We start from the raw sequence: 18,455 nt of genomic DNA, 5'->3' as shown, positions 1-18,455 counted from the left end.
CTCAGGCGGCCTTGATGAACCGCTCGACTTCGATCTGCGCGAGATCGTCGGTCATCTGCGTGCGCGGGTGCTTGCAGAAATAGGCCGAGGCGGGGTCGATCACGCCGGCGATGCCGCGATCCTTGGCGATCTTGGCGCAACGGATCATGTCGATCGCGACGCCTGCCGAGTTGGGGCTGTCCTCGACCGAGAGACGCAGCTCGATGTTCATCGGCACGCCGCCGAACAGCTGGCCTTCCATCCGCAGGAAGCAGACCTTGTTGTCGTTCTGCCAGGGGACATAGTCCGACGGTCCGATATGGACGTTGTCGTCGTCCATCCGCTCGGCCGCGACAGACTGGACGGCTTCGGTCTTCGAGATCTTCTTCGACTCGAGACGGCGATGGTTCGACATGTTGAGGAAGTCGGTGTTGCCGCCGGTGTTGAGCTGGTAGGTGCGATCCAGCTTCACGCCGCGCTTGGCGAACAGGTCGGTCAGCACGCGGTGGACGATCGTCGCGCCGAGCTGTGCCTTGATGTCGTCGCCGATGATCGCGACGCCGGCGTCTTCGAACTTCTTCGCCCAGACCGGGTTCGACGCGATGAACACGGGGATGTTGTTGACGAACGCCACGCCCGCTTCGATCGCGCACTCGGCGTAGAATTCGGTGGCTTCCTGCGAACCAACCGGCAGGTAGTTCATCAGCACGTCGGCGCCCGATGCCTTCAGCTCGGCGATGACCTCTTCACGGGTCGGCTCGGCGGCGTCGGAGACCAGGAACGTACGGTCGTCCTTGAAGTCGGCCATGTGGTCGGCGACGCCGTCCAGCTTCTTGCCCATCTTCACGATCGTGCCGGTGTTGCTTACGTTCGGTGCGAACACTGCGGTGCAGTTCGGCTTGGCGAAGATCGCCTCGGCGACGTCCTTGCCGACCTTGCGACGATCGACGTCCCAGGCCGCGACGACCTTGATGTCGCTCGGCTTATAGCCACCCATGTCGAAATGCATCAGGCCGACCTGGTCGTTGGCGCCCTCACGGTAATGCTCGAGGCCTTGCACGAGCGAGCTCGCGCAGTTGCCGATGCCGACCACGGCGATCCGAATGCTATTCATTACTGACCCTGTTCCTTACGAAAGATGCATGCGCGACGCGGTCTTTGGTCGCGTTGCAGAAGTATTACGAACGAAAGCCCGCTCGACACGACGGTGCCAGACGAGCCCGACGATGGCCACGAGCGTCAGAGGGACGATCTCGAACCACCAGAAGATGCGTGGGTTGCCCGCGAAGCAGGCGACGAAGATCGCCCATACCCGGACATTCGCGGTAAGCAAGGCCATGAAGCGCAAAGGCGCGACGGCGCGAGCCCCGTACAGCGCACCGAGTGCGACCGGATCGCTGGCCTGGCCTAGCGTCCGTTCGAACGGCATGGCGATCCGATCGATGCTGCTCGCGACCCCGTCGTAGAAGCGGACGAGTGCGTTGCCGGTGGGTACGGGGGGCGCATCGAGCGCGACGCCCTTGATCCGGCGATGGAAGCGCGAGCGCTCGCCCTCGTACATGTTCGACTGCACCGCGTGCGCGCCACCGGCGGCCAAGGCGAGGATCCAGGCTTCGGGCGTATCGATCGTCAGCGCGAGCGAGACGTAGATCAGCGCGAACACGCCGTGATCGCACAGCCCGTCGAGCATCCGGCCGAGCGGGCTGGCGGTCTTGGTCGCGCGCGCGACCATGCCGTCGAGTCCGTCGGCGATCAGCCAGCCGATCGACAGCACCAAGCCGACCAGCGCCAGCGCCCAATTGCCCCACTGGGTATAGGCAAGCGCAGCAGCCCCACCGAGACAGAGCCCCATGACCGACACCGCATTCGCAGAAATTCCACGCGCCAACGCGAACGGCAAAAGCGCACGGCCTGCCGGGTGTATCAGCCAAAGGTTAGATGGGATCTCGATCCGGCGATCGCGCGATCCATCCGGTGGAGCCACTGTCATAGGATTTTCATAATGCGCCGCGCAGGCGGTTTATGCAAGGTAGCGTAGCTAACCCTATGGAACGCTTGAGCGCAATTCTTCGATCCACGCCGTCGCGATCCCGTCCGAGGGCGCCCGCCAATCGCCGCGCGGCGACAGCGCGCCGCCCGCCGAGACCTTCGGCCCATTGGGCATCGCCGACCGCTTGAACTGGCTGGTCGTGAAGAACCGGAACAGGAATTTTTCCAGCCATTTCCGGATCGTCGGCAGGTCGTAGGCGACGCGTGCATCCTCCGGCAGGTCCTCCGGCCACGCGCCGACGCTCGCATCGCGCCATGCGTGCCACGCTAGAAACGCGATCTTCGAGGGGGCAAGGCCGTGGCGGATCACGTAATGCGCGAAGAAGTCGTTGAGCGCATACGGCCCGATCATCGACTCGGTGCTCTGCAACGCGCCATCCGCGCCTGCCGGCACGAGCTCGGGCGAAATTTCCTGCGCGAGGATCGTCGACAGGATCGCATCGGTCGCCGCGTCATATTGGTCGGTGCGGATGCACCAGCGGATCAGGAACTGGATCAGCGTCTTGGGCACGCCGCTGTTGACGGCGTAATGGCTCATCTGGTCGCCGACGCCGTACGTGCACCAGCCGAGCGCCATCTCGCTGAGATCCCCGGTGCCGAGCACGATCCCGCGCCGCTGGTTGGCGAGGCGGAACAGGTAATCGGTGCGCAGCCCTGCCTGCACGTTCTCGAAGGTGATGTCGTAGACCGGTTCGCCTTCGCTGAACGGGTGGCCGATATCCTCCAGCATGCGGCGGGCGGCGGGCTTGATGTCGATCTCTTCGGCGGTGATGCCGAGCGCGCGCATGAGCGCCCAGGCGTTTGCCTTGGTGCCGTCGCCGGTGGCGAAGCCGGGCATCGTGAAGCCGAGAATGTTTGTCCGCGGGCGGCCGAGCCGGTCCATCGCCTTGGCCGCGACGATTAGCGCGTGGGTCGAGTCGAGCCCGCCGGAGACGCCGATGACGATCGTCTCGGCATGTGCGGAGACCAGCCGCTTCGATAGCGCCTCCACCTGGATGTTGAACGCCTCGTAGCAATCGTCGTCGCGGCGTGCGGGATCGTTTGGCACGAACGGGAAACGGCGAATGGCACGTTGCAGACTGTCCGATCCTCCCCCGCCAGGGGGAGGTGGCGCCGAAGGCGACGGAGGGGGAGGACACGGAACAGCGGTTGCGCTCTCCTCCCCCTCCGTCAGGCTGCGCCTGCCACCTCCCCCTGGCGGGGGAGGATCGTTGGCTTCGAGGTTGATCTCAGCTTCAAGCACCACCGCATGATCGAATCCGATCCGTCGGAAGCGCGTTTCGGGGTTGCCGGCGAATACAGCGGCGTCGTTGAACGTGCCGTTGCGCAGGCGTTCCTGCGTGATGCGTTCGCAATCTATGTCGGCGATCACCAGTTCCGGCTCGGTCGAGAACCGCTCCGACTCCGCGATCTGCTCGCCGAGTTCGTGGATCAGGCCCTGGCCGTCCCAGGCGACTTCGGTCGTGCTTTCGCCCGGCCCCGCGGCGGAATAGATATAGGCACACGCCGCGCGCGCCGATTGCGACGCCGCCAGCATCGCCCGCTCGCGTGCCTTGCCGATGACGATGTTCGACGCCGACAGGTTGCAGCAGATCAGCGCACCCGCGAGCGCGCCCGCGGTCGAGGGCGGGGTAGGGGCCCAGTAATCCTCGCAGATCTCGGCATGGAACACGAAGCCGGGCAGGTCGCGCGCACCGAAGATCAGGTCGGTCCCGAACGGTACCTCGGCACCGTCGAGGTCGATCGTCAGCCCGGTCAGGCCGGCGCCGCTCGCGAACCAGCGCTTCTCGTAGAATTCGCGGTAGTTGGGCAGGAATGTCTTGGGCACCACGCCCAGCACGCGCCCGCGCGCGATCGCCAGCGCGCAGTTATACAGCCGCCCGTTGCGCACCAACGCGGCGCCGACCAGCAGCACCGGCCGCAAGGTCGCGCTCGCCTCTACTACCGTCGCGATCGCCGCCAGCGTCGCGCGCTGCTGCGCGGTCTGGAGATGCAGGTCGTCGATCGCGTAGGAGGTGAGGTTCAGTTCGGGGAACACGACGAGGTCGGCGCCCTTCGCGTCCGCCTCGCGCGCCAACGCGATCGTGGCCTCGGCATTCGCGCCGGTATCGCCCACCGACGCTCGCGGCGTAGCGGCGGCGACCCGGACCAAGCCGTGCGTGTGGATGGCGTAGAAGGGATGCGTCATGCCGCACCGATAAACCCCAACCGCCCGTCACGCCACCAGCTTGCACATTGCCGAAGACGCCGCCCATGCTGCGGTATGGGAGAGGTTAGCGGACTGGCGGCGTTTCGGCCATTGCCGCGAAGGCGGATCGCGATAGCTGGCATGGCACGACGCTGCGGCCTGTCTCGAAGACGATGCTGAAACGGGAAACAGGCGAGACGGAATGTCCGAGTGACACTCCCCGCCAGCGGGGGTAGTCGGCTCCCTGTGCACACCGTCCGGCATCTTTTCGCGCAACGCCATCTCGCTGTGTTGCTTTGCGCTGCGACTCTGCTGATGAAGCTGCTGGTACCGACCGGCTACATGATCGCGACGGATCACGGCCGATTTGCCATCACTCTCTGCTCGGGCACCACCTCCGGGGCGATGGCGATGGACATGCCGGGGACGATAGACATGCCGGGGACGATGGACATGCCGGGGATGCACGACGACACGGCCGGCCACGGCAAGTCGAACGACCACGGCAAGGCGGAGATGCCCTGCGCCTTCACCGGATTGTCAGCCGCCGTCCTGGGCCCGATAGACCCGATCCAGCTTGCCGCGCTGATCGCGTTCGTCATGGCCATCGGCCTGACGATAGCCGTTCCGCCGGGGCACTCTCAACCGGCGTTCCTGCGACCACCCTTGCGGGCGCCCCCGACCTACCTCTGACCTGTCATTTCGCGCTGCATCAGGCAGCGCGTCCATGAAGTGCGACCCTGCACGCATCGCGCGCAGGGCCGGTCGAAGGTAATCTCATGATCCGAACATATTTGCTGGCTGGCGCCGCGGTGCCGTGCCTGCTGCTGGCCGTTCCGGCTGGCGCACAGACGCGCGACACCAATTCTGACGAACGCATCGACGCGACGATCATCGTCACCGGCCAGCGCGACCCGCTCAAGCTGAACGATCAGGTACAAGCCGGCAGTCGTCTCGGCCTGACGATCCGCGAGACGCCGGCGAGCATCGAGGTGCTGACGCAGGACGATCTCCAGGTCCGCGGGCTGCGCACCGCGCGCGAGACGTTCAACGACGTGGTGGGCGCCGTTGCCGGCAACGTTCCCGGCAACCCGGCGGTCGTCTCGATGCGCGGCTTCGCCGGCAATACCGTGTCGATCCTTCAGGACGGGGTGCGGGTGTCCGCTTCGACCGTCGTCCAGCGTGACAGCAACAACTGGCACTATGACCGGATCGAAGTCCTGAAGGGACCGGCGTCCGTCCTCTACGGCGAGGGGGCATTGGCCGGCGTCATCAACAAGGTGACGCGCAAGCCGGTCCTGGGCGAACGGCATCTCGACACGCTCCTGTCGGTCGGCAGTTTCGACACGGTGTTCGCGGCCGGCGGGGTCAACCTGCCGGTGTCGTCGACGATCGCGGTACGCGCCGACGCCAGCTACCAGCGCTCGGACAGCCTCTACGATGTCGACAACAACGACACCTTCTCGGCCGGACTGACCGCGAGCGCGCTATGGAAGCCGAGCGACCGCCTGTCGCTGCTGGTCGCGGTCGATCATTTCGAGGATCGCTACGACGCGACCTATCAGGGACTGCCGCTGATCCCCGGCCAATATGCGCTGCGCCCGACCGACGCGGTGACGAGCGCGAACGGCCTGGTCGCCGATCGCGCGCTGCGACGTCACAATTACAATCCGCAGGGGGCCTATTCCGGCGCCGACGAGACGACGGTGCGCTCGCGGCTGGATTGGTCGATCGGCAGCGGTTGGACGTTCGCGCTCGATCTGACCGGCTATACCGCGAAACGCGCGTTCCTGCTGGCGGACAGCCAGGCCTTCGTTGCGCCCACACCGGCGTTTCCGAACGGCAGCTTCCGCCAGACCTATCAGGATTTCCGCCACGATCACCAGTTCTGGAACGCGCGCGGGGTCGTCGGCAACGACAGCGTCATCGCGGGCCGGCGCAACCGCTTCAGCCTGGGCGTCGAGCATAACGACACCGATTTCGTCAGCTTGCGTCAGACGGCGCCCGTATCGGCCCTGCCGGCGGTGGACGTGCGCAACCCGGCGATCCTACCCCTGCCCACGGGGACGGCGATCTTCACCGCCGGCAACGTCACCTTCGATTCCAAACTGAAGCAGACCTCGGTGTTCGCCGAAGACGCGCTGAACCTGACGCCGAAATGGCTGCTGGTCGGCGGGGTACGCTGGGATCACATGGAGCTGGACCGGACGACGATCCAGAATGTGGGCGGCGCGGTCGATCGCAACAGTCCGACCTTCGACCCCATATCGTGGCGAGCGGGCACGACCTGGGACGCAGGCGGCGGTCTGACCCTCTACGCGCAATATACGACCGCGGTATCGCCGGTGTCGTCGACCCTGCTTGCCTCGATCGCGAACAGCCGGTTCCGGCTGACCAAGGGCCGCGCCTACGAGGCCGGGTTCAAGGCAAGCGGCTGGGGCGGACGGGCAAGCGTGACCGCCGCTGCCTATCGCATCGCGCAGAATGACATCCTGACCCGCGACCCGAACAACTCGGCGTTGGCCGTACAGGGCGGCCGCCAGTCGTCGCAGGGTGTCGAACTGTCGGCGGTCGTCGCGCCGGTGAAGGCGCTGCGCCTGTCGGGTGGCGTCTCCTATACCGACGCGCAATATGACCAACTCTCGGAGCTGGTGAGCGGCGTGCGCGTCGACCGGCGCGGCAACCGTCCGATCAACATCCCCTCGACCACGGTCAACGGCTCGGCGCTCTATACGATCGCCGGCACGGTGACGCTGGGCGGCTTCCTCCGCCACGCGAGCGCCTTCTACACCGACACCGCCAACACCATCGGGGTCGCAGGGCATACCGTGCTCGATGCAAGCCTATCGTTCCCGGTCGCACCACAGGCAACCGTGACGCTGCGGGGCCGCAACCTGACCGATGCTTTCTACGGCGAATATTCCGGCTATCCGACCACCAACGTCTATATCGGCGCGCCGCGATCGTTCGAGGTCGCGCTTGCGACGCGGTTCTGACGATGACCGGGCATCGGCGATCAGCGGCATCGCGCGCGCGCATTCTCATGCGGCGCGTCCATCTCTGGCTGGGGTTGAGCGTCGGAATGTTGTTCGTGGTGCTGGGCCTCACAGGCTCGGCACTCGTCTTCTACACCGGCATCGACACGGCGCTTCATCCTGCGATCCAGGCCGGTCGCGACGATCCTGCGCCCGATCTGAACGCACGCGTCTGGGATCGCGCGCTGACGACCGGGCGGGCACGCTGGCACGACACAGGCGGCAAGTGGACGCTTGAAGTAACGGGCGAGGGCGGTGCGATCCCGGCGCGCTATTATCCGGCGCCCGGCCACCACGGCGACCGGATGATGGTCTGGTTCTCGGCCGATGGCACGCGCATCGTTCGTGCCGAACCGTGGGGCGGCTATCTCATGAGCTGGCTCTACCAACTTCATATGGCCCTCCTTGCCGGGGATATCGGCGGTCAGGTGGTGGGCTGGTCCGGGGTGCCGATGCTGCTGCTGTTGATCAGTGGCGTGGTGGCCTGGTGGCCGCGCGGACGCTGGCGCAAGGCGCTCGCCTTCAAGCGCGACGCCGCACCGATCCGTCGCCTGCGGGACCTCCACAAGCTGTCCGGCCTGTGGAGCATGGTGCTGCTGTTCGTGCTCGTCGCGACCGGCGTGTTGCTGGCCCTGCCTGCCGCTACGCAAGCCCTGTTCCGACCTGCGGCGATACCCGCGCCGAAGTCGGTCGATGATGGAGCGGGCCGGATCACGATCGTTCGCGCGTTCGGGATAGCGCACCGGGCATTGCCTGACGGCCGGATCGTCTTCGTGGATGTGCCCAGCGCGCGGGATGCGCCGATCAGGGTGCGACTTCAGGTGGACGGCGATCCTCACCCACGCTTCCCCGGCAGTTACGTCTTCGTCGATCAGCCTTTGGGCCGGGTGCTGGCGGTGCACGATGTTCGGCGCGCCGGCACCGGGACCTTCCTGGTGAGCTGGATACGCACGCTGCACGACGGGACAGTCGGCGGAATGGCGACGCGAATCCTCGCGGTCCTGTTGGGCTTCGTGCCGACGCTGCTGTTCGCGACCGGCCTTCTTCACTGGTTGCGCCGGGGCAGGGCTGTTCGCTCTGCCGGCAAATACCGGCCAGATACCAAGGCGGAATGTCCAAGCGACACGCCGCGCCGCCAGCGATAGCCGTCCCGTGTGCACGCCGTCCGGCATCGTCTGACGAAACGCCATCTGGCCGTGCTGATCTGCACTGCACGGCGACAGGCAGGAGCTGCGGCCGAACTGCACCGGTACGAGCGCGGTGGCCACGGGTTCGACCCGCACGCGAAAGGTACGACGAGCGAGCATTGGTTCGATGAGCTTGTCTGGTGGCTACAATCTCGCCGTCCCTTTAAAACCGCGGCGAAATTGTCAGGTCGTGGCTTTGGGGCATGGCGATTGCCCAGAGGCATTGATCGGGATACATCGGCGCCGCTGATCTGCTTTTGAAGCAGGTCGGCATGATCGCGTCGGTGTCCCGAGAGGGGCTTAATAGGGAACGCGGTGAGGGTGGTTCGCCGCCTGAATCCGAGGCTGTCCCTGCAACTGTAAGCGGCGAGCGCGATGCATATCGCTTCTTCCTTCATAGGAAGGGGCAGCCACTGGGCCAGACGTTACGTCACGAGGGCCTGGGAAGGCCGTGCATCATGTGATGACCCGTGAGCCAGGAGACCTGCCGGCGTCTGGTCGCTCTTGCCTGGCCCAGGGGGTGGCCGAGGCACGGTACTCCGTCGAGCGACGACGTGTGCGGTGGGGGCCGCACGGGCATGCGTGCCGGTCGCGATGGCGTCCGGCTGGCGCGGATGTCGGCCGTTCGCGGAAGGTCCCTGCCGGGTTCGCTCGACGCCCCGGGGATTACCGTAATGCCGTTCCTATCGTCTCGCCTCGCGTTTGCGGGGGCTTTGCTGTCGCCTGTGTTCGCAGTACCGCTCAACGCTCAGTCCGCGCCTACTTCCGACAACGAGGACATTCTGGTTGTCGGCCAGCATGCCCAGGACACGCTCACCACGCCGAACGCGACCGGCAGCCGCCTGGGTCTCACGCCGCTTGAGACTCCCGCGACCATCTCGGTCATCGACGGCGCCACGATCCGCGCGCGCGGCGACCTGTCGGTGATCGACGCGACGAGCCGCGCACCCGGCATCAGCAACGCCGGCAACCCCGGCAACGGCGGCACCGCGCTCGCCGCGCGGGGCTTCAGCGGTCAGGGATCCGTGCTCCAGCTCATCGACGGCATAAGGCTGTTCCCGGCTGCCGGGACGATCACCTTTCCCACCGATCCGTGGATGGTCGAGCGTATCGACATCCTGAGCGGCCCGGCCTCCGTGCTCTACGGCCAGGGCGCGCTGGGCGGCGCGGTGAATGTCCTGATGCGCAAACCCGATACGCAACGGACCCAGATTGAAGGCGAGATCGGCTATGGCTCGCAGGACAGCTTCCATGTGGCAGCCGGCGCAGGGGGGCCGATCACGGAGCGCCTCTCGTACCGCATCGATGGCAGCTATCGCCGATCGGACGGCTATGTCGATCGCGGCCAGTCGCGCAGCCATGCCGTGTCGGGCACGCTTCGATGGGCACCGACCGACACGCTCGTCGTCACCGCGCGGGACGATTATGGCGACCAGAAGCCGATGCGCTATTTCGGCACGCCGCTGATCGACGCTCGGCTCGACGACCGCATCCGGGAACGCAACTACAACACGCGCGACGGCTTTATCCGCTACCGCGACAACCGCACCAGCCTGCAGGTCGACTGGACGCCGAGCGATGCACTGACCGTCAGCAACCAGGCCTATCGCCTCACGTCCAAACGCTACTGGCTCAATCTCGAAAGCTATTGCTGGATCGCCGCGGGCGGGGTCTGCCCCAACGGCAGCACCAACGCCGGGACGCCCGGCCGCGTCCTGCGCACCGACATGACCGGGATCGTCCACGACCAGACGCAATGGGGCGATCAGGGCAGCGTGACGCTCCGGACGCGCATCGCCGATGGCGTCAGCAACGACCTTGTTATGGGCTTCGACGTCAACCTCATCAAACTCACCTACTCTCACAACTTCGGTTCGGACCCGCAGGTTTCGGAGGTCGATCCTTTCGCGTTCGATCCCGGTTTAATCAGCGACACGCAGGGGATCGCACCGCGCTATCGCACGCGCACCGACGAATATGCGGTCTTTGCCGAGGACCGGCTGAAGCTCGGCGCGCACGTCTCGATCGTCGGCGGCGTGCGCTACGAACGCGACAGGATACGCCGTTGGTCGATCGTCTATCCGGGCGGCGCCAGCACGGAAACCTTCGCGCTCGACAAGCGGCTGCACAATATGACCTGGCGGATCGGGAGCGTCTATCAGCCGGTTCCGACGGTTTCGCTCTATGCGCAATATGCCACCGGCGTGGACCCGCTCGGGACGCTGACCACCTATTCGACGGGGCAGGTGCAGTTCAGCAACGCGGTGGGCGACCAGGTCGAAGTCGGTGCCAAGGCGGTGTTCCTCGACGGGCACGGTACCGCGACGCTGGCCGCCTACCGCATCGTCAAGAAGCGCTTGCTGGCGCAGCTGACCCCGACGAGCCCGGTCGAGCAGGTGGGACAGCGATCGGCCAAGGGTGTCGAGGCCGCGGTGTCGCTCGATCTACCTCACGGCGTTGGGATCGATGCGAACGGCAGCATCCTCGACGCGACCTTCGACGACTTCGTCTCAGGCGGCACGAGCTTCAACGGCAATACCCCGCCGGACGTGCCCGAGACGCTCGCCAATCTCTGGCTGCGCTGGAACGCGACGCGCGCGCTTCAGGCGCGCGCCGGGCTGCGCTACGTCGGGCGTCGCTATTCGGACAACGCCAACAGCTTCCGCATCCCCAGCTATACCACGGTCGATGCCACGCTCTCCTATGCGGTGACGCCGCGCGTCGCGGTCGCTGTCCACGGCTACAACCTGTTCGACCGGGACTACGCGCTCAGTACGTATACCAACCAGCAATGGGTGCTTGGCCGTCCCCGCTCGATCGACGTCTCGCTTCGTGTCAGCTTCTAACACCCTCGGACCGCCGGCGCTCGGCAAGATCGCCCGGCGCTGGCTCTACCGCGTTCATCGCCGGATCGCGCTCTCGCCCTGCATCGTCCAGCTTGGGACATGCTGATCTGGCTGTTCTCGATCGCAGGCATCGCCACGTCGATAAGCGGGATCTGGCTCGGGTGGAAAAGGCTCGCACGGTAACGGTTTCATCGCAGCCGGGTTTCCCAAACGATCGGATTTTGGGAATGTCCGGGTTGGGGAGGAAAGCGGACGCTGGCAGCTGAAACGTTAATGAGAGCCGAACCACGTCCCGGCGACATAGGCGATGCTGCTACCCCAGTTAAGTGCGGTAAAAATTCCGAACACAGTCAACGCGGCGTTGCCCAATCCCAGCAATCTGCGGCTCATTGGTCGACGCTCCCTTGTTAAGCTTCTGATAGCGTATTTGACCATGCGGATGTCCACAAGTGGGCGTTAGCGGACATGTCCCTTCGTGCCGTCACGTCACCGCAAGGCGCTGTGCGAATTGCGGATTTTGCCATGCCTGGGTCTCCAGGGTCTCGCGGAGGATCTCGCCGGCGCGCCAGACGTCGACGTGACTGAGGTACAGCGGCGTCAGGCCCAGGCGGAGGATGTCGGGATCGCGGAAGTCGCCGATGACCCCGCGGGCTATCAGGGCCTGGGTGATCGCATGGGCCTGGGGGTGGCGGAAGCTGATGTGGCTGCCGCGCTGCGCCGGGTCGCGCGGGCTGACACAGTCGAGGCCCAGTGCGTCGCCGGCGGCGGCGAGGATGTCGAAGAGTGCTGCGCTCTTGGTGGCGACGGCGTGCTGGTCGAGGTCGACCCAGAGGTCGAGCGCGGTTTCGAGCGCGGCGGTCGAGAGCATCGCCGGGGTGCCGGCGAGCCAGCGCTTCATGCCGGGGGCGGGGCGATAGGCGTCCTCGAACGCGAACGGCGCGGCGTGGCCCATCCAGCCGGACAGGGGGCTGGCGAGCGCATCCTGCCATCGCTTGGCGACGTAGAGGAAGGCGGGCGCGCCGGGGCCGCCGTTCAGGTATTTGTACGTGCAGCCGACGGCGAGGTCGGCGTCGGCGCCGCCGAGGTCGATCGGGACCGCGCCGACGCTGTGGCTGAGGTCCCAGAGCATGAGCGCGCCGGCGGCGTGCGCGCGGGCGGTCCAGGCGGCCATGTCGAAGCGGTCGCTGGTCTTGTAGTGGACATGGGTAAGCAGGAGCACCGCGGTGTCTTCGTCGAGTGCGGCGGCCAGGTCTGCGCGGGCGACCACTTTCAGGCGTGCACCGGGGACGCAGGCGACGGCGCCCTCCGCTATGTGCAAGTCAGTCGGGAAATTGCCCGCTTCGCTGAGCACCGTGTGGCGTTGGGGGTTGCTGCGAAGCGCGGCGACGAGTGCCTTGAAAAGATGCGTCGAGGTGGTGTCGCCGATGATCACTTCGTCGGCGGCGGCACCGATCAGCGGCGCGATCTTGGCGCCGATCCGCTGGGGGGCTTCGATCCAGCCTTCGTTCCAGCTGCGGATCAGGCGATCGCCCCATTGGCGGGTGGCGACGTCGGCGAGTGCTGCGGGCGTCGCTCTGGGGAGCGCGCCGAGCGAGTTTCCGTCGAGGTAGATCACGCCTTCGGGGAGCGCGAATTTGTCGCGATAGGCGGCGAGCGGGTCGGTGGCGTCGAGCGCGCGGGCTTGGTCTAGGGTCATCGGGTTCACTTCAGGGCTGTCGTGATGAGGCGCTTGGTTTCCGCCCAGGCAGCGGTGTCCGGGGCGATGAGTTCGACATGACCGGTGGCGGGCACGATATGGAGCATGGCGCGGTCGCCCGCCGCCTCGGCCTTTGCAACATAGTCGGTCGCCATGTGGAACGGAATGATGCGGTCCTCGCGACCGTTGACGAGATCCTGCTTCGCGCCGAGCGGGAGGAGGCGCGGGACCGAGGTGTCGGCATAGATGTCGGGATGCTGCGGCGTGGCGGCGCCGACGAGTTTGGCGACGACCTCCGTGCCGCACCCGTTGGTCGCGTCGGCGGCGGTGGCGTCGAGATCGGGGAGCCCGCCGAGGCTGATGACGTGGCGGATACGGAGCGGATGCTTGGTGTGAAGCGCACTCGTCGCGGGCAGCTTCCGGCGAGCGGCGAGCCAGAGCGCGAGATGGCCGCCTGCGGAATGGCCGACGGCGACGAGGTGCCGGGTGTCGAGGTTGAACCTGCGGGCGTCCACCGCGAGGCGGTCGGCGGCGCTCCCCGCATCCGCGAACGTCCCGGGATAGCCGCCGCCGGCCAGATCGACGCCGCGATAATCGATGTTCCAGACCGCGACGCCGTCCTTGCGCAGATCGTCGGCGATCCAGTTCATCAGGCTGCGGTCGGCGATGCTGGTCGTCCAGCAACCGCCATGCACCATCAGCACGACCGGGAACGGACCCTTGCCCTGCGGAATCCAGACGTCGATTTTCTGCATGGCGTCGGCACCATAGTCGACGGTCGCGTCAGGAGTCGGCTTCGGGCGCTGTGTCAGGTCGGGCCAGGTCAGCAGCTTGGGGGTGGCTGGAGCAGGATTTTGCCCGGTCGCCGGAACGGTAACGGCGACGAGCGCGAGAATTGCGAAGCGGATCATGGGGTTGGTGTAGCGGGCTCGGTCCGCCGCGTCATGCGGGCATCTGGCCTTCCGCATGCGGACCAGGCGCGCGGTACGTTCATGCTTTGATCGTTGCGTTTCCACCTGCTACCGCTGTCGGCAATGGCCAGCAGCGACTTCAAAGATCCCTTCGACTCCATCGTCGACGCCCCCTTCGATAGCGCGTTGTCCGAGCGGTATCTCGTTTACGCGCTGTCGACGATCACCGCGCGGTCGCTGCCCGATGTGCGTGACGGGATGAAGCCGGTGCATCGGCGCCTTCTCTGGGCGATGCGCCTGCTGAAGCTGGACCCGGCGCAGGGCTACAAGAAGTGCGCGCGGGTCGTCGGCGACGTGATCGGCAAATACCATCCGCATGGCGATCAGTCGGTGTACGACGCAATGGTCCGCTTGGCGCAGTCGTTCGCGATGCGGTATCCGCTAGTCGACGGGCAGGGTAATTTCGGCAATATCGACGGCGATAACGCGGCTGCCTACCGGTATACCGAGGCGCGGCTGACTCAGGTCGCGATCGACCTGATGGACGGGCTCGACGAGGACGCGGTCGCGTATCGCCCGACGTACAATGGCGAAGATCACGAGCCCGAGCTGTTCCCGGGGCTGTTCCCGAACCTGCTGGCGAATGGCGCGAGCGGAATCGCGGTCGGGATGGCAACGAGCATCCCGCCGCACAATGCCGCCGAACTGCTTGAGGCGGCGATCGTGCTGATCGACACGCCCGACGCAGACGATGCGGCGATCCTTGAGCATGTGAAGGGGCCGGATTTCCCGACCGGCGGGCTGGTGGTCGATCCGCCGGCTGTGATCCGCGAATCCTATGCGACCGGACGCGGCGGGTTCCGTGTCCGGGCGCGCTGGGAGACCGAGCGCGAGAAGGGCGGCGGCTGGCAGTTGATCGTCACGGAGATCCCGTACGGCGTGCAGAAGGGCAAGCTGATCGAGCAGATCGCCGATCTGATCAACGCCAAGCGCCTGCCGATCCTCGCCGACGTGCGCGACGAATCGGATACCGAAATCCGCATCGTGCTCGAGCCGCGCAGCCGCACGGTCGATCCGCAGATCCTGATGGACGGGCTGTTCCGGCTGACCGACCTCGAGACGCGGATCAGCCTCAATCTCAACGTCCTCGACAAGGATCGCACGCCGCGCGTGATGAGCTTGCGCGAGGCGCTGGCGGCGTGGGTCGATCACCAGTTCGTCGTGTTGCGCCGGCGGACCGAGCACCGGATGGCGAAGATCGCCGACCGGGTCGAACTGCTCGATGGGTATCTGATCGCGTACCTCAATCTTGACCGCGTGATCGAGATCATCCGGACCGAGGACGAGCCCAAGAAGGTCATGATCGATGAGTTCGCGCTGACCGATCGTCAGGCCGAGGCGATCCTCAACATGCGGCTGCGCAGCTTGCGGCGGCTGGAAGAGTTCGAGATCAAGACCGAGCGCGACAAGCTCGACAAGGAGCAGGCGTCGCTCGCTGCGTTGCTGGCCGATCCGAAGAAGCAGCGCGCGCGGATGAAGCGCGACATGGCGAAGATCCGCGATCGCTACGGCCTGGAGACGGTGCTCGGCAGGCGGCGGACGACGATCGAGGAAGCTGCGCCGACGCGCGACATCCCGCTTGAGGCGATGATCGAGCGCGAGCCGATCACCGTGATCCTGTCGCAGCGCGGCTGGATCCGGGCGATGCGCGGCCATAACGACCTGGCGAGCCCCGAGGCGCTGAAGTTCAAGGAAGGCGACGGCCCGGCGTTCGCGTTCCACGCGCAGACGACGGACAAGCTGTTGCTCGCGGCGGAGAACGGGCGGTTCTACACGCTGGCGGCGGACAAGCTGCCGGGCGGGCGTGGCTTTGGCGAGCCGGTGCGGGCGATGATCGACCTCGACGGCAGCGTCGGGATCGTCGCGTTGCTACCCGCGAGCAGGCATCCGAAACTGCTGATCGTCGCGACCGATGGGCGTGGCTTCTCGGTGAGCAGCGCGGACGTGATTGCGGAGACTCGCAAGGGCAAGACGGTGATGACGCCGCGACCGGGCGCGCAGTTGAAGATCGTCCGGCCGATCGGCCCGAACGACGATTACGTCGCGGCGATCGGCGATAATCGCAAGATGCTGGTGTTCCCGCTCGCCGAACTGGTCGAGATGACGCGCGGGCAGGGGCTGCAACTCCAGCGCTACCGCGATGGCGGACTGGCGGACGCGATCACGTTCGTCTTCGCCGACGGGCTGAGCTGGGCGATGGGCGGCGGTACGGGACGCACGCGAACCGAATCGGACCTGGGACCTTGGCGCGCGGCGCGGGGTGCCGCGGGAAGAATGCCGCCGACGGGCTTCCCTCGCGACAATCGGTTTGCCTAGCCGATCCGACTATGCTGCTGTAAAACCGAAAAATTGGCTAGAACTGACAAATAACCGGCCTTTTCGGTTCCTTCAGGACGTCTTAACGAAGCTCGGCTAGACGGTGCCCATGGCATCGATGGCCCCGGAAGCGATAGCGCAGAACATTGTTGCGACCGATCTGGTCGCACGTGCGTTGGAACTCATCCCGATTCCCGCGGCGCATCTGGTGCTGACCGGTGGCCAGTTCGATCTGTTCGCGATGAACCGTGCGTACCGGCTGGCCGGACTGGGTGTCGTAGCGGAACGATCGCCGATGATCGCCGATCTCGGCCCGCGGATCATTGCCTTTCTCGAATCCCAGTTGATCCGATCGGACTTCGAATGGGTGCTCGGGGATACGATCGATTGTCGTTATTACCGTGTGACGATCGCCCGCTCGTTCGTCGCGCTTCGTGATCGCTGCACGATCAGTTTCGTCGACCAGACGTCGCAGATCCAGACCGAGCGCAGCCTGCGTCGCGAGATGACCACCGACAGCCTGACCGGTCTGCCCAACCGCGAAGGGTTCGAAGACCTGATCGAGGGGGAGGATCGCAACGCCAACGCCGTCCTCGCGATCGATATCGATCGGTTCGGTAGGCTGAACTCGTGCCTGGGTTCGCTGGCGGGGGACGAGCTGCTGATCACGGTGGCGCGGCGGATCAAGGGCGCACTGCGCGCGCGCGATACGCTGGCGCGGATCGGTGGCGACCAGTTCGGTATCCTGATGGGAATCGATAGCGATCGGGAGGAGGCGTATGCGCTGGCACAGCGGATCCAACGTACGCTGACCACGCCGTTTCGGCTGACCGACTACGAGATCAGCGTCGAATGCTCGGTCGGGATCGCGTACGGCGCGGACGAAGCGAGCGATGTCGCCGAGCTGATCCGTCACGCGCAGTTCGCCGTGAAGCGCGCGAAAGTCAGCGGCCGTGCCGAGAGTTACCTGCCGCAGGATTTCGCGATCGCGCGGGCGCAGTTCAGCATGGAAACCGCGCTGCGACGGGCCATCGAAAACCGCGAACTGCGGCTTGCATATCAGCCGATCTGCGACCTTGCGACCGGCCGGATCGTCTCGTTCGAAGCGTTGGCACGCTGGACCGATCTGCAGGGTCAGGTGCACTGTCCGACCAATTTCATCCCGGTCGCCGAAGAATCGGGATTGATCGTCCCGCTGGGACGTTGGGCGATCGAAGAGGCGGCGCAGACATTGGCCGGGTGGGACGCGCGTCATGGCGCGCACTGCGGCGTCAAGGTCGCGGTAAATCTATCGGCCATCCAATTGCAGCGGGACGACATCGCGCCGGTCCTGAGCGCTGCGCTCGACTCGACCGGGCTCACCGGCGACCGGTTCACGCTGGAGCTGACCGAAAGCGCGATCGTATCCGACCCGGACCGGATCGCAGGGACGATGCATGCGCTCAAGGCGCTCGGCACGACGCTGGCGATGGATGATTTCGGGACCGGCTATTCGAACCTGGCGTATCTCCAGAGATTGCCGATCGACGTGCTGAAGATCGACCGTAGTTTTGTGACGGGAATGTTGGCGGATCGCGACAAGGTGTCGATCGTCCGCGCGATTTTGAGCCTGGCGCAGGCGTTGGGGATGAAGACGACCGCCGAGGGGATCGAGACCAACGAACTGGCGCAGACGCTGGCGGCGCTCGGATGCACCTTCGGGCAGGGGTATTTCTATGCCAAGCCGCTGGAGGCGGGGGCGGCGTATGCGATGATCGGCGCGGGTGGGGACGTGTCGCCGTTCGCTCCGGGTTGAGCGCTGTAATGCAACAGCCGACTTCATCGGGGTAACCGCTGTCGCGGCAGCAGCTACCGTCGTCCCAGCAGTCAGCGTTGTCCCGTCAGCCACCGTCGCCGCATCGCCCACCGTCGCCCTAACAGCTACCGGCCACCGTCGCCGCAACAGCTGCCGCCGTCGCCGCAACAGCTGCCGTCATCCCAACAACTAGCGTCATCCCAGCGAAAGCTGGGATCTCATCGGGTGGGGCTCGGCGTTCACCAACGGGGATACCCCAGCTTCCGCTGGGGTGACGGACTGGGGGCGGGTGGCGTCGACATTGGGAATCACCGCTCGGGGAAGCACTGCTCGGGGAAGCATGGCTCGCCGATTTTAACCGCGCCAGCAGTTCGGTAGTGGTAGTTTAGTAAT

General features: G+C 65.9%; 11 protein-coding genes and 1 riboswitch. Of the genes, 6 read left to right on the top strand and 5 right to left on the bottom strand.

The annotated features are described in order from the left end of the window. Position 1 precedes the first annotated feature (1 nt). Genes SPHN_RS06775 through SPHN_RS06765 form a run of 3 tightly spaced genes read right to left on the bottom strand, consistent with a single transcriptional unit; the run spans position 2 to position 4,216 of the window. Positions 2–1,093 carry an inositol-3-phosphate synthase gene (locus SPHN_RS06775; RefSeq protein ID WP_132735585.1) on the bottom strand — a complete coding sequence of 364 codons (1,092 nt, stop codon included), beginning with the start codon at positions 1,091–1,093 and terminating at the stop codon, positions 2–4. 15 nt (positions 1,094–1,108) lie between these two features. Beyond that, positions 1,109–1,969, bottom strand: a complete 861-nt coding sequence (locus SPHN_RS06770) for a CDP-alcohol phosphatidyltransferase family protein (protein WP_282580461.1) — start codon at positions 1,967–1,969, stop codon at positions 1,109–1,111. A gap of 54 nt (positions 1,970–2,023) precedes the next feature. Then, positions 2,024–4,216, bottom strand: coding sequence for an NAD(+) synthase (locus tag SPHN_RS06765; protein ID WP_248522177.1), 2,193 nt, complete (start codon positions 4,214–4,216; stop codon positions 2,024–2,026). Positions 4,217–4,426: 210 nt separating this feature from the next. Between SPHN_RS06765 and SPHN_RS06760 the strand changes: the two genes are divergently transcribed. From SPHN_RS06760 to SPHN_RS06745, 4 genes are all read left to right on the top strand, one after another. Further along, entirely contained in the window at positions 4,427–4,909 is a 483-nt protein-coding gene (locus tag SPHN_RS06760) for a DUF2946 family protein (RefSeq protein WP_349238470.1), read from the top strand. 86 nt (positions 4,910–4,995) lie between these two features. Further along, positions 4,996–7,212, top strand: coding sequence for a TonB-dependent receptor (locus SPHN_RS06755; protein WP_248522173.1), 2,217 nt, complete (start codon positions 4,996–4,998; stop codon positions 7,210–7,212). Between the two features lie 2 nt (positions 7,213–7,214). Then, the gene (locus SPHN_RS06750; RefSeq protein WP_248522171.1) at positions 7,215–8,396 is read left to right on the top strand and encodes a PepSY-associated TM helix domain-containing protein; all 1,182 of its coding nucleotides are present in this window, start codon (positions 7,215–7,217) and stop codon (positions 8,394–8,396) included. 307 nt (positions 8,397–8,703) lie between these two features. After that, positions 8,704–8,944, top strand: a riboswitch (cobalamin riboswitch). A 168-nt stretch (positions 8,945–9,112) separates the two neighbouring features. Next, a complete protein-coding gene (locus tag SPHN_RS06745; protein ID WP_248522169.1) occupies positions 9,113–11,284 on the top strand; it encodes a TonB-dependent receptor in 2,172 nt (723 codons plus the stop codon). Positions 11,285–11,765: 481 nt separating this feature from the next. Here the strand turns inward: SPHN_RS06745 and kynU are convergent, their stop codons facing one another. Together kynU and SPHN_RS06735 are read right to left on the bottom strand one after the other, a co-directional pair. After that, entirely contained in the window at positions 11,766–12,980 is a 1,215-nt protein-coding gene (kynU, locus tag SPHN_RS06740) for a kynureninase (protein ID WP_248522167.1), read from the bottom strand. A gap of 5 nt (positions 12,981–12,985) precedes the next feature. After that, positions 12,986–13,891: an alpha/beta hydrolase family protein gene (locus SPHN_RS06735; protein ID WP_248522166.1), complete on the bottom strand. Its 906-nt coding sequence runs from the start codon at positions 13,889–13,891 to the stop codon at positions 12,986–12,988. A gap of 123 nt (positions 13,892–14,014) precedes the next feature. On the opposite strand from SPHN_RS06735, the gene parC reads away from it, so the two are divergent. Then, complete coding sequence (gene parC, locus SPHN_RS06730) at positions 14,015–16,267, top strand: DNA topoisomerase IV subunit A (RefSeq protein ID WP_248522412.1); 2,253 nt, start codon at positions 14,015–14,017, stop codon at positions 16,265–16,267. A gap of 109 nt (positions 16,268–16,376) precedes the next feature. Beyond that, positions 16,377–18,062, top strand: coding sequence for a putative bifunctional diguanylate cyclase/phosphodiesterase (locus tag SPHN_RS06725; RefSeq protein ID WP_248522163.1), 1,686 nt, complete (start codon positions 16,377–16,379; stop codon positions 18,060–18,062). The last annotated feature ends 393 nt before the right edge of the window (positions 18,063–18,455 follow it).

It is taken from the genome of Sphingomonas faeni (assembly GCF_023195535.1).
Taxonomy (GTDB): domain Bacteria; phylum Pseudomonadota; class Alphaproteobacteria; order Sphingomonadales; family Sphingomonadaceae; genus Sphingomonas; species Sphingomonas faeni_B.
The sequence above is the reverse complement of the archived record's forward strand: the minus strand, read 5'-3'. Positions and strand labels throughout refer to the sequence as shown.

What these genes read in the sequence shown, in the direction of transcription:
- SPHN_RS06750 (WP_248522171.1), top strand. Translation starts at nt 7,215, where the DNA reads ATGACCGGGCATCGGCGATCAGCGGCATCGCGCGCGCGCATTCTCATG.
- SPHN_RS06725 (WP_248522163.1), top strand. Translation starts at nt 16,377, where the DNA reads ATGGCATCGATGGCCCCGGAAGCGATAGCGCAGAACATTGTTGCGACC.
- kynU (WP_248522167.1), bottom strand. Translation starts at nt 12,980, where the DNA reads ATGACCCTAGACCAAGCCCGCGCGCTCGACGCCACCGACCCGCTCGCC.
- SPHN_RS06745 (WP_248522169.1), top strand. Translation starts at nt 9,113, where the DNA reads ATGCCGTTCCTATCGTCTCGCCTCGCGTTTGCGGGGGCTTTGCTGTCG.
- SPHN_RS06770 (WP_282580461.1), bottom strand. Translation starts at nt 1,969, where the DNA reads ATGACAGTGGCTCCACCGGATGGATCGCGCGATCGCCGGATCGAGATC.
- SPHN_RS06755 (WP_248522173.1), top strand. Translation starts at nt 4,996, where the DNA reads ATGATCCGAACATATTTGCTGGCTGGCGCCGCGGTGCCGTGCCTGCTG.
- parC (WP_248522412.1), top strand. Translation starts at nt 14,015, where the DNA reads ATGGCCAGCAGCGACTTCAAAGATCCCTTCGACTCCATCGTCGACGCC.
- SPHN_RS06765 (WP_248522177.1), bottom strand. Translation starts at nt 4,216, where the DNA reads ATGACGCATCCCTTCTACGCCATCCACACGCACGGCTTGGTCCGGGTC.
- SPHN_RS06775 (WP_132735585.1), bottom strand. Translation starts at nt 1,093, where the DNA reads ATGAATAGCATTCGGATCGCCGTGGTCGGCATCGGCAACTGCGCGAGC.
- SPHN_RS06735 (WP_248522166.1), bottom strand. Translation starts at nt 13,891, where the DNA reads ATGATCCGCTTCGCAATTCTCGCGCTCGTCGCCGTTACCGTTCCGGCG.